The sequence below is a fragment of the Bacillus sp. CDB3 genome, from assembly GCF_002081505.1.
Lineage (GTDB): Bacteria > Bacillota > Bacilli > Bacillales > Bacillaceae_G > Bacillus_A > Bacillus_A cereus_AT.
The window spans coordinates 105743-120949 of the sequence record NZ_ALBR01000069.1; the positions used below are offsets into that span (position 1 = coordinate 105743).

The following is a 15207-nucleotide window of genomic DNA, read 5'->3' on the forward strand; positions in this document are numbered from 1 at the left end:
TTCATATTATAATTAAGCTGCTTGACCCTTTTCAGATATCTCTTTTAAATAGGCTTGTCCTTTTTCAGCGTCATATTGACCTTCCCACTTAGACATAACTACAGCCGCTAAAGAGTTACCTACAACGTTAACTGCTGTACGAGCCATATCAAGAATACGGTCAATACCTGCAATAAACGCTAAACCTTCAGCTGGAATACCTACTGTACCCAGTGTTGCTAATAATACAACGAATGATACGCCCGGTACACCCGCGATACCTTTTGATGTAACCATTAATACAAGTAATAACGTAATTTGTTGTGTAATGGATAATTCAATACCGTACATTTGCGCTAAGAAAATTGCCGCAATCGCTTGATATAAAGTTGATCCATCTAAGTTAAATGAATAACCTGTTGGAATAACGAAAGATGTAATTGCTTTCGGACAACCGAACTTTTCCATTTTCTCCATAATTTTCGGTAAAACCGTTTCTGAACTTGCTGTAGAATACGCTAAGATCAGCTCGTCTTTTAAAATCTTAAAGAATTGGAAAATGTTTATTCCAAAGATTTTCGCTGTAAGTCCTAATACGACCACAACGAAGAATATCATTGCCCCATATACTACAATGAGTAATTTCCCTAATGGAATTAATGAAGCTAATCCGAATGTAGAAACTGTAACACCAATTAATGCGAATACACCAAATGGTGCAAACTTCATAACTTGGTTCGTTACATAAAACATTGCATCTGCTACACCTTGGAAAAATTGTAGAACTGGTTTGCCACGCTCACCAACTGCTGCTACACCTAAACCAAATAATACTGAGAAGAAGATAATAGCAAGCATATCACCTTCAGCTAATGATTTCATAATGTTCGTCGGAACAATATTTACAAACGTATCCGCGAACGAATGACTTTGTACTTGCTCTGTCGTATGTGTATATTTTGAAATATCTGTTTTTGTTAACTTATCCATATCAACGCCTTTTCCAGGTTGGAAAATGTTTGCTATTAATAGACCAACAGCAATTGCAATCGTTGTAATAATTTCAAAGTAAATAATTGTTTTTCCGCCTAGTCGGCCTAACTTCTTAACATCGCCAACACCAGCAACCCCAACAACAATACTTGCTACAACAATCGGTACCACAATCATCTTAATTAATCGGATGAAAATATCACCAATTGGTTGTAAGTACTTCACCACTTCCGGATTGCCAAAGAAAATCGCCCCAACTGCAATACCAAGCGCAAGACCAATTAATATTTGCCATGCAAGTCCTATTCTTTTCATACTTGTTGTAACCCCCTCGATGTGTCACTCTATCTATCCCTCATTCTATCTATATCTATAAAACTAAGAAATTAAGAGTATTACATATTATTCGACAATTCACTACATTTTGTCCCTGTTAAAAATCATAAATCAAAAATTAAAATCTGACAACAAAATAAGTTTGCACGAATGCAAATAATTTTCTTGACAAAAACAAACCTCATGTCAGGAAACCTCACATGAAATCGATTCCTCACTAGTGATTGATAGGTTTTTAAAATACTGTTTCATTATGGAAAACTCCATCATTTCCCATGATTTTAAAAAAAATATAGAAATTGATATCTTTTTCTATACATTCAAGAATTTTAACTTTATGACAAACACTACGAAAAGATACTAAATTCCGACAAAACTTAGCAAAATTATAAAATTTCCTTTACATTATGATTACAACGATAGACACTCCTCTTCACATGATATATAACATTCATAGGGAAAGGAGCCAGACAACAATGAAAAAGAAATTTGCAGCGATTAGTGTTTTAGCAGCGGGAACGATTTTTGCTTCCCCGTTACTTTCACCCGTGTACGCTGAAACAAATCAAGATAAATTAACTGACATTCAATCCGAATTAGAAGGCAAACAAAATGACTTACAAAATAAATCAACTGAGAAAGAACAAATAGAAAAAGAAATCCAAGAATTACAAAAGAAAATCGACGAATTAACTACTTCTATTAATAAAAACGAAGCTGAATTAAACGATACAAAAAAAGAAATTAGCAACACACAGCAAGTTATTACCGAAAAAAAGAAACATATAGAGCAATTACAAACGAATATAGATACACGACAGGAAGTTATTAAACAAAGACTACAATCTATGCAAGAAAAGCCTCATACGAGTATCATTACAGAAGTAATAACAAGTTCTGCAAATATTGCCGATCTTGTTGATAATATGTATTCTGTAAGTTTAATTTTAAATAACGATACAGATATTGTGAAAAAGCAAACAAGCGATCAAAATGCTGTGACGACAGAAAAAGAGGCTGTTGAGAAAAATGAGCAACAACTGAAAGAATCTGAGCAAAAATTAGAACAAAAACAGCAAGAATTACAAAGTAACCAACAACAGCAACAAGCTCTGATTAACGATCTACATACGAAGGTAGCAAAAGTAGATTCAGAGATTGAAGGGTTAGAAGAATCAAAAGGCATTTTAGAAAATCAGCGTCAAGCTGTTCAAAAAGCAATTGAAGAAGAAAAACGTGCGGAAGAAGCACGTAAGGCAGAAGAAGCACGCAAACAAGCTGCTACACCTGCTCAGGCTGCTCCAGTACCACACGATACGAATATAGGTGGATTTATTAAACCAGCAGCCGGATCGAAAACTTCTGGATTTGGCACACGTTCTTTAGATAACCATAAAGGAATTGACATCGCAGCTTCGGGAACGATCCCAATTATTGCCGCTGCAGATGGCGTCGTTATCCGTTCAGAATTATCATCTAGTTACGGAAACGTTGTATACTTATCTCACCGTATAAACGGAAAAACATATACGACAGTATATGCACATATGAGTAGCCGTTCTGTATCTAATGGACAAACTGTAAAACAAGGCGATCAACTTGGATTTATGGGGAATACTGGTCAATCATACGGACAGCATTTACACTTTGAACTTCACCTTGGAGAATGGAATGTCGGCAAGACAAACGCAGTCGACCCATCTCCTTATATCGGATTATAAAAAACTCGGTGCATACCGAGTTTTTTCACTACCATTTCACACTTTATAGGCCTTTCACATAAACTACAACTAAATGCCTATATTTTGCGAGGTGATAAATATGAATATACAATTACAAGAGGAAATAGAAGAAGCTAGGGAAACATACATCGGCCGAATATTCACACTTGGCGGATCCGCTTTATTTTTAATAGGATCCTTTATTGCAGTTGTTGCTGCTTATAAAACATATAATCGCTTATTAAATACACCTACAACACAATAAAAAGACGGAGAATTGATCCTCCGTCTTTTTATTATGCAAACATTTTAAATACGCCTATCGCATTTAAAAATACGATAATTACAGTTACCGGAATAACATACCGAAGCAAGAAGAACCAAATATTAAACAATGTTTTCCCTTTCGTTTCCGTAACTTCTAATTCTTTCATTAATAGCTCTTTACTCATTTTATTTGGTACAAATAGCGAAATGGCTAGTACTCCGAGTGGCAGTAATACATTACTTACCGAAAAATCGACGAAATCAAAGAATGTCTTACCAAATATTTTCACATCACTCATAATTCCAAACGATAACGCTGATGGAATTCCAACTGCAAAAATAAGAATACCAATTAATAACGAAGCTGATGGACGCTTCTTCTCATTATCTTTCGCAACAGATGCTACTACAATTTCAAGCATTGAAATCGCAGATGTTAAAGTCGCAAAGAAGAATAAAACTAAAAACATAATGAAGAAAAATTGCCCAAATGGAATTTTTGCAAAGACAGCAGGAAGAACGATAAACAGTAACCCTGGTCCTTCTGTCGGTTTAACTCCTAATGCGAAAATCGCTGGGAAAATCGCTAACCCTGCAAGTACTGTAATAAATACCGTTAAACTTACAATAGATGTTGCTGATTTAGCTAAATGCTCTTCTTTCTTTAAATACGAACTATACGTTACCATTACCGAGGCACCTACCGTTAGTGAGAAGAAAGATTGCCCCATCGCATATAAAATCGTATCTGCTGTAAGCTTTGAAAAATCTGGTTTTAAGAAGAACTCTACCCCAGCCATAGCACCATCAAGTGTTAACGCACGAATAATGATAGCAATAAATAAAATGAATAATAGCGGCATCATGTACTTACTTGCTTTTTCTATGCCTTTTTCTACACCTTTACTAACAACAAAAATGGTACAAAGCATAAAGATGAATTGTGCCCCAATCGCACTTACTGGATTTGAAATTGTTTCACCAAACAATTTCCCATAATCGACTACTCCGTTCCAGAAACTACCTGTAACACTATAATATAAATAAAGTAAAATCCATCCACCTACAACACTATAAAAAGATAGTACGCTAAAACAAGTAACAACCCCCATACGACCAATCCAAGGATATAACTTGCTATTCGGTACTAATACTTTATAAGCTGTAACTGCCTCTTTTTGAGTACTACGGCCAATAACAAATTCAGCTAAAAGTAGAGGCATACCAATAAATAAAGTTAATAGTAAGAATACAAGGAAGAATGCGCCTCCCCCTCCATTACCTGCAACATATGGAAACTTCCATATTGCACCAAGACCTACTGCGGCTCCGGCTGCTGCGAGTACAAAGCCAATTTTCGACGTCCATTGCTGTGTTTCTTTCATCATAAATTCCTCTTTTCTGAATATTTAAACTTTCGTTAATTATACACTTTCATTTCATACTCGCACACCTCCTTTAGAAAACAAAAAAGTCCCCTACACGCAAATATGCATGTAGAGGACGATATATGTAATGTAAATACCGTGGTACCACCTCAATTGGATCAATAAATCCCACTTGTTCAAGTACAGGAAAAATTCCGATACTCTATCCTTTTAACGGCGGAACCCGGGTTGCCTACTGCAATGTTCAGCATACCTCTCGCAAGCCCATTCTGTATATTTTATCGTACCGGGCTCACACCTTACCCCAGCTCTCTGAACGCCTCAAATATACGTACTCTTCTTGCTCATCGATTTCATCTATTGAAGTTACTAGTGATTATAAATTATATTTTTATATTTGTAAAGCACAATTCACTCACTATCCTACATGAAGTTCCCTCTCTAATTCTTGTAAAAAAATTTCTCTTTTTTGTTCATTTTGAACATATATCGACTTTAATACTTCTTGCAATAATATATTTTTCTGCCTTTTCTCTACTTGTAATTCTTTCACTTTTATTCTAACTTCATATAAAAAATCAAGATATGATTCATAGTTCTCATCATATTTATTTGCAATATCATCACGAATTTTTTTTGCAAGTTTCGGACTCGCCCCTCCAGTAGAAACAGCTACATTAAGCAATCCGCGATGAATTGCCGCCGGAAAATGAACATTTCCACTTTCCGGGTTCGTAATAACATTTACCAATTGATTTGCCGAGGCATCTCCAGCAATTTGTTCATTTAGTACCGAATCGCTAGTCGCTGCAACTACTAAAAAAGCATCGTCGATATCACTTTTCTCATACTCCCTTTGATACCAACGAATTTGCTTTTCTTCTACAAGTTTTACTAAATTCGCATCTAATTCTGGACTTATCACAATTATATCCGCACCTTGTTTTAGTAAGGGAACAATTTTAAACCCTGCTACTTTCCCTCCACCAATGACAACCACACGTTTCTTATCAACTCGCACTGTAAGTGGATACATATTGTTCTCCCTCCAATATTCCCTCTGTTTTCTGAATTAACATCTCTTGAAACGCTTCATTCTTCCCTAAATATGGACTTATTTTTATCTCTTCCAACTCATATTGAAGCACTTCTTTCTCAACATGTTTCATAAGTAAGCCTGTAAACAATAAATAAGGTAGTACAACAATACTCTTTTCTTCTCGTTCTACAACTTCCCTCAACTTCTCCTCAAACTTTGGCTCCGCAGCTGCTAAATAACAAATTTCCACCTCTTTAATGTTCTCTTCTTTTTGAAATAAAGAAGAAATCCACTTCATGTCTTGTAAAGTTTCCGGATCACTGCTTCCTCTTGCAACGAGCAAAAGTGTTACTTCTTCTTCATAGTCTTTAATGCCACTTCCGTTATATACCGCTTTTACAAGCACTTCTGATACACCAAATGGATTACCATACACTATTTTGATATCCGGATATTCCTCGTTTAACTTTCGTAATTCAAGCGGAATATCTTTCTTTACATGTCCTGCCGCTAATAAAAAAACAGGAATAGCGACAATCTCTGTAGCACCACGCTTCACACATGTACGAAATCCTTCTTCAATAGAAGGACTCGCTAGCTCTAAAAAACAAACTTCTTGAATATTTGCCTCTACACGGTTCATACATGACGTAATAAATGCAACCGCTTCTTCTTTTGCTGCTTTCAAACGGCTTCCATGACATATATACAAGACAGCCTTCATTTTACAATACTCCACTTACTGGATATGCATTTTCCACTTGTTTCTCAAACCAATGTATCTTTTCTCTAAAACGGACAACTTCTCCAATAATAATCATACTTGGATTTTGAATTTTTTCTTTTTTAGCAACATCTATAATTGTTCCTAACGTCCCTGTAACAGTACGCTGCATAGATGTCGTCCCCCACTCAATGATAGCGGCAGGTGTACTTTGATCTTTTCCATGTTTTATAAGTTGTTCACATATATAAGGTAAATTACTAACCCCCATATAGACCGCTAATGTATCCACACCTTTCGCTAAACTTTCCCACTTCACTTCCTCTTCAGCATCTTCTTTCCGATGCCCTGTCACAATAGCAAAACTTGCACTTGCATCGCGGTGCGTTACTGGAATTCCAGCGTAAGCAGGAGCAGCTATACCAGCTGAAATACCAGGAATAATTTCAAATGGGATACTTTGCTTCGCTAACGCTTCGGCTTCTTCTCCACCTCTTCCAAATACAAATGGATCCCCGCCCTTTAGTCTCGTTACAACTTTTCCTTTCTTTGCATATTTAATAAGAAATGTGTTAATTGTCTCTTGCTTCATCGTGTGATAATTCGGGAGTTTCCCGCAATAAATTAAATCCGCTTCAGGCTTTGCGTATGAAAGCAACTCTTTATTCACCAGGCGGTCGTATAAAATAACATCTGCCTTCTCGATACATTTCAACCCTTTAACAGTGATTAAATCCGGATCGCCAGGACCCGCTCCAACGATATAAACCTTCCCCATCATCTCTCCTCATTTCTACTATTAAAGTGAAACTTCCATCCTTTTATATGAATGGAAGTTAGAATACTTTCGTATTACAATGTTATTTACTCATGAACAACAAATGCCGCACCTTTTCGAATCTTCTTTTTTTCAAACAAAGAAATCTCCTTTACTTCTGGCAACGGTAAAAAATGTTTTTCAAGCTCAATTTCCGCAAGCTTAAATGCCTGTTCTTCACTTTGAGCAACAACAACAATTGGCACAATACTATTTACTAATACAGCTTCAAAACGATATAAATCCATATTGTCCCTCCTAAGACGCTATTAGCTCTTCTAATACGTGATTTAATGTCAACTGTAATTCTTCTACGCCAACGCGGCCAACAAAATCATAAAACGTTTCAGCTGGTAACTTATTCTCTTTGAAATAACTTATAAATGATGCGAGCACATCTGGTAGATCTTCACCATCTATTTTTCCTTTTAGCTTTTGATTATAAGCACCGCCATCTAACAACGTTCCACCTACATATATTTCAAATGCTTCAACTATTCCTTTTTCCTTCGTTTTCATTTTCACCCCTTGTAATCCGATGTCAGCAATTTGACGTTGACCACATGAATTCGGACATCCTACCATATGAATTCGAACTGGAACATCGAGTGCAATTTGTGTATCTAAGTATTCTGCAATTTTCCGTAATCTTTCTTTCGTTTCTACTAGAGCAAGATTGCAATATTCAATACCAGTACATGAAACCGCATGACCAATAAATGATTTCGGACTTGCAGATATTGCTTCAAACAACGGTTCACTTAGTAAACCCGCTACATTTTCTGGTGGAACATTCGGAATGATGAAATTTTGTGAATTACATGTACGAATTTGTCCATTTCCATATTGCTTTGCAATTCTGGCAATCTCAAACATTTCTTCTGCATGTAAACGTCCTACTGGTACATTAAATCCGACATATTTTAATCCTTCTTGTTTTTGATCTTGAACACCATAAAAATAGCCTGCATTCCATCCTTTGAGTGCACTTTTTCCTTTATTTTGTAACGGTCCTGTATACTCTATTAGCTTCTCTTTAAATTTCTCTGCCCCCCAGTCTGCAACAAGAAATTTCAAACGTGCTAAATGACGTTTTTCGCGATATCCAAAATCACGGAATATAGTAGCAATCGCAATCGCTACCTTTTTCACTTCTTCTGGTAAAACGAACACGTCTAATTCTTCTGCTAAGTATGGACGAGCTGATAAGCCCCCGCCTACTTTTATATGAAAGCCAACTTTTTTCTCACCATTTATCTCTTTCGTTGCAGGTGTAAATGCAACACAGTTAATCTCTGCGTTTGCAGAATTGTAAATATTTGAACTAATAGACATCTTAAATTTACGTGGCAGGTTCGAAAACTCTTCATTGTGCTGGAAATAGTCATATATTTCTTTAACAATATGTGTCGTATCAAAGAGTTCATTTCCATCAATTCCAGCAAGTGGATTCCCTGTAATGTTACGCGTTATATCACCACACGCCCCTGCTGAAGATAATCCAACTCTTGCTAATCTTTTAAAAATATCTGGAATTTGCTGAATTTCTAACCAGTGAAACTGAATCGCCTGTCTTGTCGTAATATCTATTACATCACGTCCATAATCCTCGGCGATAGAAGCAAGCGCTTCTGCCTGCGCATTTGTAATAATCCCTGAAGGAATATTTACACGCATCATAAAATATCCAGCTTCTTTCGGCCGTTGCAAATACAATCCGGCCCATTTAAAGGAGTCCCACTCTTCTTTCGGAATAGATTCAAATCCATTCTCCGCATAGTAAGGAATGTCATTAAAGATTTCTAATCCATCTTTTTCTAATTTCTTTTTCTCAGATGGATTCAATTTTTCATTATTTGCCCACACTTTTTCATAACTCATCTTTTATCCCCCTATATGAAACTACGCTCTTGTAAATAACTCACAATTTGTTCTGCACATTCTTCAATAGAATTCTTATGTGTCTCTACGATTAATTCTGGCTTCCCTGGTTCCTCATAAGGCGAATCAATACCAGTAAATTCTTTAATATCACCTTGTCTCGCTTTTTTATAAAGCCCTTTCGGATCACGTTTCTCACATTCTTCGATCGGACACTTTACAAAGACTTCAATAAATTCGTCTACTGCCAAAAGGTCTCTAACTTGTTTACGGTCTACTCGAAACGGTGAAATAAACGCTGTAAGGACAACCGTTCCTTGATCTACAAATAACTTCGCTACTTCACCAATACGTCGTATATTTTCCATACGGTCACTTTCAGAAAATCCTAAATCCTTATTTAAACCTTGGCGAATATTATCCCCATCTAACACGTAATTTCCAATATTCTTTTCAAATAGTTTACGAGCAACCGCATTCGCTACTGTAGATTTACCCGAAGCCGATAAACCAGTAAACCAAACTACAAAACTGTGATGCCCATTCTTCACTCTTCTCTCATCTTTTGAAACAGAAGCTGTATGCCAAGTAATATTCGTATCCATCTCGTTCTCTCCCTATTCTGTTACTACTTCTTTTTTCAAGCCTTTAATTAGCACTTCCACTACTTCTTTACGACTAAATGTACTTGGCGGAATCTCACCGTTTCTTAATAGTTCTCTTACTTTCGTACCCGATAAAATAACATGGTCTTCTTTTCCATGCGGACATGTTTTCGTTGAAGCCATCGCTTCACATTTAGTGCAGTAAAAACTATGTTCAAAAAATAACGGCGTAATCCCTAACTCTTCTACTGTAAAATTCGTAAAGATTTCCTGCGCTTCATATGTTCCGTAATAGTCCCCTACCCCAGCATGATCACGCCCTACAATAAAGTGGGTGCAACCAAAGTTCTTTCTTACTAGTGCATGAAATATCGCTTCCCTTGGTCCTGCGTAACGCATTGCTGCAGGAAATACGCCTAAAAAGACACGATTTTTAGGGTAATAGTTATGAAGTAATACTTCATAGCTTTCCATCCTTACATCAGCAGGAATATCATCTGATTTCGTTTCCCCAACAAGCGGATTCAAAAAGAGACCATCTACAATTTCAAGAGCAGACTTTTGAATGTACTCATGGGCACGATGTACCGGGTTTCTCGTTTGAAATCCAACTACTGTTTTCCAACCACGCTTTTTAAATTCTTCTCTCGTTTCAATTGGGTCTAAATGATAAGAAGGAAATTGATTATTTTCAAAACGTTTTGTAAGAATAATAGCTCCTCCGACGTAAACGTTTGGTCGTTCATATAATTTTTTCACTCCTGGATGAGCCTCATCCGTCGTTTTATATACAAGTAACGCTTCTTTTTCTTTATCTGGTACAAAAATATCTTCTATTTGAATAACACCATATATATTTCCATCGCTAACAAGCTTTACTTCCTCTCCAACTTTCAGTCTCTCTGCTACATCTTCTGTTACCGGTAATGTAATCGGTATACTCCATACGCTACCATTTGCTAAACGAATCGTTTCTACGACCGAATCATAATCTTTCTTTCCTAAAAAACCAGTTAGTGGGCTATATCCCCCTGTCGCTAATAGCTCTAAATCACTTAACGCAATGTTGTCTAATTTAATTTCTTTTTCAATTTGTGATACGTCGTATGTCTCGTCTATACGATTTATTAATTCGTTTCTTGTACTCATTTTCTATATCCTCTCTTAGCTTTATTTTCAAATTCATCTTATTGGTAATGAAGACCACATTCTGTTTTCACTTTCCCGGCCCATCTACCATCTCTCGAATCGCCACCCTCTCCTACAGGTAACGTACACTTCTCACATCCAATACTTGGATATCCAACATCATGCAATGGGTTATACGGCAAGCTATGTTTGTATACATATCGCCACACTTCTTTCCACGTCCAATGAATGAGTGGACAAACTTTAATAGATTGAAAGCGATGATCTTGATTTATAAACTTTGTATGCTTACGCGTTTCTGATTGTTCCCTCCTTAAGCCCGATATCCACGCTTTTTCCGCCGCTAATGATTTTTCTAACGGTAAAATTTTTCTAATTTTACAACAAAGATTTGGATTACTCTCCCATAATTTCTCACCATGCAACTTCGCTTGTTCATCAAGTGTAAATTCCGGCTGTTTTTCTATAATATTTAATGAAGGAAATCGTTCCCGCACCTTTTGAATTAATTCATACGTTTCTCGAAAATGTACATTTGTATCCAAAAATACAACTTTAGCGGATGGATTTACTTGGTTTATAAGGTGCAGCAAAACCATACCTTCTACCCCAAAGCTACATGCATATACAATTTCATCTTTATATTCGTTATAAGCCCAACTTAATACTGATAGCGCGCCTTTCGTTTCATCTTCTTCGGAAAATGAAACACTATTTTCTTCCCACGTTTCATACGTCAACATGTTTTTTCCCCCTGTAAAAGCAAAAAGACGGTTTTAACCTAATAAAATAGGTTAAAACCGCCTCTAGTTTTTCTAGTCAGCGCTTTTTACTTTAAACGTACTTTTTCACTTTTTTCTAATTGAATCACTTTTCCATCTTGCACAACAATTGTAATGGAACCATATTTCATATCAGCAAGCATCGCTTGAATTTTCTCAGATACTTCATCAAAATGTTCCCGTACACTCATGCGAACAGCCCCCCCTTTTTATTCATAAAAAAAATCTTTCCCATTTCGAAAAGACTGTTCGGTAATATATTTTACCTTATCTTTCAAAATGGATTCCATTTTGCTGGATTTAGCACCTTGCTTTCTATAAGCAGGTTGCCGAGCTTCGTCGGGCCAGTTCCCTCCGCTTCTCTTGATAAGCTTTGTATTTGTATTTTATCACAATTCTGATTTTTTTCAATCCTAGTTTTCCGATATATTTTAATTATTTTATTTTATTTTATAAAAAAGGAATTGCCCCTCCGAACAACTCCTTTTTCCTATTTAAACAAGTTCTTTAATACGTATGCGATCGTTCCCAATAATATTTTCATATGTTTCACGCTCTACAACAATTTGTGATGTTCCGCCTTTTGCAAAGACGACAGCTGGTCTACGAATACGATTATAATTATTCGCCATCGAGTAGCCATATGCCCCCGTACAAGAAATTGCTAGTAAATCAGAAGAAGCAACTTGCGGTAAGTTAATATCCCAAATCAGCATATCTCCACTTTCACAGCATTTCCCAGCAATCGAAACGAGTTCCTCATTCTCATCATTCCCTCGATTCGCCAACATCGCCTCATAACGCGCTCCATATAGAGCCGGTCTTAAATTATCTGTCATCCCACCATCGACTGAAACATATTTCCGAATACCAGGAATCTCTTTCACCGCTCCAACTGTATAAATTGTTGTTCCCGCATCACCTACGATACTACGACCTGGTTCAATCCATATTTCTGGAAGCGGATATTCACATACTGTAAACCGCTCTCTTATCGTACTTGTTACAGCCTCCACATACGTTTCAAGTGTTAACGGTGTATCAGACTCCGTATAACGTATACCGAAACCTCCGCCTACATTCAATACTTTCACTACATAGTTTGTTCGCTCTCTCACTTCTTCTAAAAATTGACGTAGTACTTCAATTGCTCGAACAAAACCAGCCGTTTCGAATATTTGTGATCCGATGTGCGAGTGAATTCCTAGCACATTATAATTTGATTTTTGCAAAGCTAGCTCAATCGCTTGCATCGCTTGACCATTTGAAACACCAAATCCAAATTTCGAATCCTCTTGGCCTGTTGTTATATATTCGTGTGTATGTGCCTCTACTCCTGGCGTTACACGGATTAATATGTTCACAAACTTTCCATGTTGCACTGCTAAATCATGTAAAATTTCTAATTCTAAGAAATTATCTACTACAAAACAACCGATATTCGCCTGAAGAGCCATAATTATTTCTTCTGCTGTTTTATTATTTCCGTGAAAATGAATGCGCGATGCCGGAAATCCTGCTTGAAGCGCAGTATATAATTCTCCTCCAGAAACAACGTCTAAAGACATATTCTCTTCACGAGCTACTCGGCACATCTCCATGCACAAGAACGCCTTGCTTGCATATGCTACTTGATAAGAGAAACCACTTTCTTTAAAAGCACGATGAAACGCGCGGCACTTTCCTCGAATAGACTCTTCATCGTATACATAAAGTGGTGTTCCGTATTGTTTTGCTAGCTGCGTCGTATCGCACCCACCAATTTCTAAGTGTCCTTGCCCATTGATTCGGCTTGTGCCGTGTAAATACATTTAAATTCCTCCCTTATTTCCTCTAAAACTCATAACCCCAATCTTCTATTCATTGCAGCACGCTTTTAGATAGACAAAAAACGCGCGGAACAATGTTCACACGCGTTTCTTATTAGGAAAAATATATATTGAAAAAATAAACGAGTTGTTATCTTCTCAAAATAAGAAACCGCATCAACATCTCCAAATAGCTCTCCATAAAATAAATCTTATGACAGTACTACATTTATTCAATGCAGTCCCAATATATGAATAAGATGGTTATTCTTATATTTCGGCAATAGTCCCTTTCAACCTATGATCACAGATTCCATTAAATCTCCCATAGCTTACTCTTTCCTATCGCGGCCTCTACCTTTGAGAGTAGATGAGGTAAGTCTATTTAATTTTCAAACATCTAATTGTTGCTATTAACAATACCAAAGGACCATTTTATTTGTCAAACAATTTTTTATATTGTTTTTTTACAGTTTAATTTCGTATCATTTGGTAAGCGCTTTACTACTATATTTGTCACTTCCCATTCGCCTTCTTCGTTATTAAAAGTAATTGTTACTTTTTCGAATGGTGGAACAATTTTCCCACCAACCTGTTCATACTTCGTCACTTCAATAACCGCTTGAAATAAATATGTGCCACTATACATTTTTTTTAACCGGATGATTTTAGGACATTGATAAGGTTTCAAATTTCCATATTGTTTTTCAATTGCCTTATTTATTTTTGGAAATAAAACAGAATAAAGTGCATCTTCCATAAGGGGGGCATCATATTGCGCTACTGACATACTCGGTGAGGAAAAAAGTATAACACTACTGCATACTATAAAATATAATAATTTTCGCATTATAACCTCCGTTTTATTACTCGATTCTTTCTGCGCACGATAATTATCATACATAGAAACTCCGTTTTATTGTCTCCCACTGCCCTTTTTCTACTCAATTATTGCAAAAAAAAGCCCACAACCCGCTTTTATTTTCGTATAATGATACTCATAGTATCAGGTTCATGGTTATAAGTATCCTAGGTTAGTAGCATCTACTTGGATAAGCTTATTTTTATGAATGACATATCAGCGATGTATTATGAGGTGGTACAGTAAAACTGGAACACAGTATAGAGATAAATTATTCTATATGAAGAGGTGTTTCAGATGAAAAAACAGTATGATGAAATGTTTAAAAGACAATGTGTTGAATTGGTGATCAAAGAAGGTCGTTCTATTTCAAGTATCCAGAGAGAATTTGACTTGGGTAACGGAACTCTAAATGTATGGATTAAAAAATATTCTACACAGATTTCCTCCTGTGAAAGCAATGAACTGGAAGAACTACGTTCTTTACGAAGAGAAAGCCAGGCGTTAAAAAAGGAAAATGAATTTCTAAAAAAGGCGGCAACCTTCTTTGCCAGCAACCAAAACTAACACGCTTTCAGTTTATAAGACAATATAATCAAATATTTGGAGTGCGCTGGCTTTGCCATCGATTACAAGTGTCTGTTAGTGGTTTTTACGACTATATTCATCGTAAACCCACTGGAAATCAGAAAAAACGTAAAAAGACAGCGGTTTATATTGTCATGCAATTTAAATGTTTAAAAGGAAGAATGGGGTATCGAAAGTTGTACCGTTATCTTGTAAACAAGGGAGTCAAGGTTACGTTGTTACAAGTAAGACAAGCGTTATGCAAAGTCGGCTTGCAGTCAAAATTTGT

Annotated in this window: 16 protein-coding genes, 1 pseudogene, 2 riboswitches and 1 other annotated feature; of the genes and pseudogenes, 4 read left to right on the plus strand and 13 right to left on the minus strand. The window is 36.4% G+C overall.

Features of this window, described 5'->3' with window-relative positions:
• Positions 1 to 12: 12 nt before the first annotated feature.
• The gene (gene gltP, locus CDB3_RS17095) at positions 13 to 1287 is read right to left on the minus strand and encodes a glutamate/aspartate:proton symporter GltP (RefSeq protein WP_002086711.1); all 1275 of its coding nucleotides are present in this window, start codon (positions 1285 to 1287) and stop codon (positions 13 to 15) included.
• Between the two features lie 497 nt (positions 1288 to 1784).
• Here gltP and CDB3_RS17100 point away from each other — a divergent pair, with 497 nt between their 5' ends.
• Both CDB3_RS17100 and CDB3_RS31705 read left to right on the plus strand, forming a co-directional pair.
• A complete protein-coding gene (locus CDB3_RS17100) occupies positions 1785 to 3029 on the plus strand; it encodes a murein hydrolase activator EnvC family protein (protein ID WP_128855328.1) in 1245 nt (414 codons plus the stop codon).
• 100 nt (positions 3030 to 3129) lie between these two features.
• A complete protein-coding gene (locus CDB3_RS31705; RefSeq protein WP_179139715.1) occupies positions 3130 to 3294 on the plus strand; it encodes a hypothetical protein in 165 nt (54 codons plus the stop codon).
• Positions 3295 to 3325: 31 nt separating this feature from the next.
• On the opposite strand, the gene CDB3_RS17105 is transcribed toward CDB3_RS31705, so the two are convergent.
• The 12 genes from CDB3_RS17105 to CDB3_RS17160 all read right to left on the minus strand — a co-directional run bounded on the left by CDB3_RS17105 (position 3326) and on the right by CDB3_RS17160 (position 14339).
• A complete protein-coding gene (locus tag CDB3_RS17105) occupies positions 3326 to 4681 on the minus strand; it encodes a sodium-dependent transporter (protein ID WP_000665450.1) in 1356 nt (451 codons plus the stop codon).
• 111 nt (positions 4682 to 4792) lie between these two features.
• Positions 4793 to 5041: a binding site (T-box leader), on the minus strand.
• Between the two features lie 61 nt (positions 5042 to 5102).
• Entirely contained in the window at positions 5103 to 5720 is a 618-nt protein-coding gene (locus CDB3_RS17110; protein ID WP_128855329.1) for an NAD(P)-binding protein, read from the minus strand.
• A complete protein-coding gene (locus tag CDB3_RS17115) occupies positions 5695 to 6447 on the minus strand; it encodes a sirohydrochlorin chelatase (protein ID WP_128855330.1) in 753 nt (250 codons plus the stop codon). Before CDB3_RS17115 ends, CDB3_RS17110 begins: the two co-directional genes overlap by 26 nt.
• 1 nt (position 6448) lies before the next feature.
• Complete coding sequence (cobA, locus tag CDB3_RS17120; RefSeq protein ID WP_098361687.1) at positions 6449 to 7225, minus strand: uroporphyrinogen-III C-methyltransferase; 777 nt, start codon at positions 7223 to 7225, stop codon at positions 6449 to 6451.
• Between the two features lie 86 nt (positions 7226 to 7311).
• The gene (locus CDB3_RS17125; RefSeq protein ID WP_128855331.1) at positions 7312 to 7512 is read right to left on the minus strand and encodes a DUF3906 family protein; all 201 of its coding nucleotides are present in this window, start codon (positions 7510 to 7512) and stop codon (positions 7312 to 7314) included.
• A 10-nt stretch (positions 7513 to 7522) separates the two neighbouring features.
• Positions 7523 to 9145, minus strand: a complete 1623-nt coding sequence (locus tag CDB3_RS17130; RefSeq protein ID WP_128855332.1) for a nitrite/sulfite reductase — start codon at positions 9143 to 9145, stop codon at positions 7523 to 7525.
• An 11-nt stretch (positions 9146 to 9156) separates the two neighbouring features.
• Positions 9157 to 9750: an adenylyl-sulfate kinase gene (gene cysC, locus CDB3_RS17135; protein ID WP_128855333.1), complete on the minus strand. Its 594-nt coding sequence runs from the start codon at positions 9748 to 9750 to the stop codon at positions 9157 to 9159.
• 12 nt (positions 9751 to 9762) lie between these two features.
• A complete protein-coding gene (gene sat / locus CDB3_RS17140) occupies positions 9763 to 10899 on the minus strand; it encodes a sulfate adenylyltransferase (protein ID WP_097831782.1) in 1137 nt (378 codons plus the stop codon).
• A 38-nt stretch (positions 10900 to 10937) separates the two neighbouring features.
• The gene (locus CDB3_RS17145) at positions 10938 to 11642 is read right to left on the minus strand and encodes a phosphoadenylyl-sulfate reductase (protein ID WP_097831783.1); all 705 of its coding nucleotides are present in this window, start codon (positions 11640 to 11642) and stop codon (positions 10938 to 10940) included.
• An 86-nt stretch (positions 11643 to 11728) separates the two neighbouring features.
• Positions 11729 to 11872, minus strand: coding sequence for a YezD family protein (locus CDB3_RS17150; RefSeq protein ID WP_000116159.1), 144 nt, complete (start codon positions 11870 to 11872; stop codon positions 11729 to 11731).
• A gap of 73 nt (positions 11873 to 11945) precedes the next feature.
• Positions 11946 to 12054, minus strand: a riboswitch (SAM riboswitch).
• Positions 12055 to 12175: 121 nt separating this feature from the next.
• Positions 12176 to 13492 (minus strand): diaminopimelate decarboxylase, encoded by a 1317-nt coding sequence (lysA, locus tag CDB3_RS17155; protein ID WP_128855334.1) that lies wholly within the window; start codon positions 13490 to 13492, stop codon positions 12176 to 12178.
• Positions 13493 to 13672: 180 nt separating this feature from the next.
• Positions 13673 to 13854, minus strand: a riboswitch (Lysine riboswitch).
• Between the two features lie 89 nt (positions 13855 to 13943).
• Entirely contained in the window at positions 13944 to 14339 is a 396-nt protein-coding gene (locus tag CDB3_RS17160) for a DUF3888 domain-containing protein (protein ID WP_179139716.1), read from the minus strand.
• A gap of 309 nt (positions 14340 to 14648) precedes the next feature.
• On the opposite strand from CDB3_RS17160, the gene CDB3_RS17165 reads away from it, so the two are divergent.
• Both CDB3_RS17165 and CDB3_RS32420 read left to right on the plus strand, forming a co-directional pair.
• On the plus strand, positions 14649 to 14918 hold the full coding sequence (locus CDB3_RS17165; RefSeq protein WP_128855336.1) for a transposase: 270 nt from the start codon (positions 14649 to 14651) through the stop codon (positions 14916 to 14918).
• Positions 14919 to 14959: 41 nt separating this feature from the next.
• A pseudogene (locus tag CDB3_RS32420) lies at positions 14960 to 15207 on the plus strand (IS3 family transposase); the annotation flags it as partial.